The organism is Azospirillum brasilense (assembly GCF_008365405.1).
Taxonomy (GTDB): Bacteria; Pseudomonadota; Alphaproteobacteria; order Azospirillales; family Azospirillaceae; genus Azospirillum; species Azospirillum brasilense_D.
Window position 1 is genome coordinate 1 of the sequence record NZ_QOKV01000068.1, and the last position, 1,733, is coordinate 1,733.

The following is a 1,733-nucleotide window of genomic DNA, read 5'->3' on the forward strand; positions in this document are numbered from 1 at the left end:
GGTAGGTGTCGTCGACGAACAGCTTGGGCGAGGCCAGCACGTCGGTGAGCAGGCGCTCCCACAGTGGGGACAGCCACCACGCCACCCGCCCCATCCAGTCGGCTGCGGTCTGGCGGTCGAGCGTGACGCCGTCGCGGGCGAAGATCTGGCACTGGCGGTAGAGCGGCTGGCCATCCTGGTACTTGGCCACCGCGATGTGCGCCAGCAGTGCCTCGGTCGGCAGGCCGCCGGGGATGATGCTGGCGGGCGCCGGCGCCTGCACCACCGCCTCGGCGCACGCCCGGCAGCCGTACTTGGGGCGCACGATCGCCCGCACGCGCAGCTTCATCGGCGTAATGTGCAGGCGCTTGGTGGTCTCGACGCCGATCTCGTGCATCGCCCCGCCGCAGCACGGGCAGCTGGTGTCCGCGGGCTCGATGCGGATCTCGTCTACGGGAAGGTGCTCGGGCAAGTGCCCCAGGGTGCGCCGGGCCGGGGCCCGCTTGCGCCGCCGGCTCTCCTCCGGGGTTCCCGCCGCGGCTTCCTCGGCCGCCGTGGCGTTGGTGGCCTGATCCTGCTCGATGTTTTCCAGGGCGAGCTGGAACTGCTCGGGATCGAGGCGCTCGGACTTCGGACCGGATTGGCGGCGCAGCAGCTGCTGAAGGACGGCATTGAGCCGCTGGCGTTCGGCCTCGACCTCCTCGTAGGCGACCTTCAGGTGATTGCGTTCGGTTTCCGCCTCTTCGTAGGCCACCTTCAGATGGCTGCGTTCGGCCTCAACCTCTTCGTACGCGGCTTTGAAGTGATCCCGCTCTTCGCGCAAAGCATTGTTGGCGGCCATCATCTCCATCAGCTTGGCACGAAGCTGATCAGGATCTTCTGGAAGCGTGGACAAGTCGGGCGCCATGGCCCGATTTTACTCGCATCATGCTGACAGGACTACCACTTTCTGTTCAGCAGGCGGCCTTTGACCGTTCGATCTCGCGCACGCGCAGGCGCTCCCAGGGCAGGCCGGCGAGCAGCACGGACAGCTGAACGGGGGCCAGCCGCACGATGCCGTCGCTCACCGGCGGCCAGTGGAAACGGCCCCGCTCAAGCCTCTTTGAAATGAGAAGCAGCCCTGTGCCGTCCCAGACCAAAAGTTTCACCCGGTCACTTCGGCGCGAGCGGAAGACGTAAACGTCGCCGGCGAACGGGTCCTTGTGCAGCGTCACCTGCACCAGAGCGGCCAAGCTGTCCATGCCGCGCCGGAAATCGACCGGCTCCGACCACACCAGCACCCGCACACCCGGTGGCGGGGCGATCATCGCCCGAGCACCTGCAGGACCCGCTGCAGCGCCGCGGCATCGAAGCCGGACCCGACCCGCACCGCGACGCCATCGGGCAAGGCAATCTCGATGCGCTCGTCCGTCACCGCCGTCGTGCCGACGTCCGGCTCCTCCGCGGCCGCCGCGATCGCGGCGACCTCGACCGGGAGGAAGCGCCCGACCGGGCCTCCCGTTTCCGCCGGCCGGGGCTCGCGATCGAACCGCCATGCCCACCAGCCGAAGGTCTTGCGCGACAGCCCTTGCGCCGCGCAGTAGTCGCCGCGGCTCTGTCCGCTCGTCCGCCACGCCTCAACGTGACCCCGCCAGAACGACTCGCCCGAGCCCGTCCCCGTCGATCCCATCCTCGCCTCCCGCAGCTGATCGGTACGCGCGGAAGACTACGGACCGGCTGAAACCTGGGCTACGTGGGGAGGCGATGCCGGATAC

The 1,733-nt window shown here is 68.8% G+C and carries 3 protein-coding genes; all 3 read right to left on the reverse strand.

Annotation, left to right across the window (positions count from 1 at the left end; translation table 11 throughout):
• A partial coding sequence (locus DS837_RS31750; RefSeq protein ID WP_149168390.1) for an IS66 family transposase occupies positions 1-886 on the reverse strand: 886 nt, incomplete at its 3' end.
• Between the two features lie 46 nt (positions 887-932).
• Positions 933-1,286: an IS66 family insertion sequence element accessory protein TnpB gene (tnpB, locus tag DS837_RS31755; RefSeq protein ID WP_149168391.1), complete on the reverse strand. Its 354-nt coding sequence runs from the start codon at positions 1,284-1,286 to the stop codon at positions 933-935.
• Complete coding sequence (gene tnpA, locus DS837_RS31760; RefSeq protein WP_149168392.1) at positions 1,283-1,648, reverse strand: IS66 family insertion sequence element accessory protein TnpA; 366 nt, start codon at positions 1,646-1,648, stop codon at positions 1,283-1,285. The genes tnpB and tnpA overlap by 4 nt, the downstream gene beginning before the upstream one ends.
• Between the last annotated feature and the right edge of the window lie 85 nt (positions 1,649-1,733).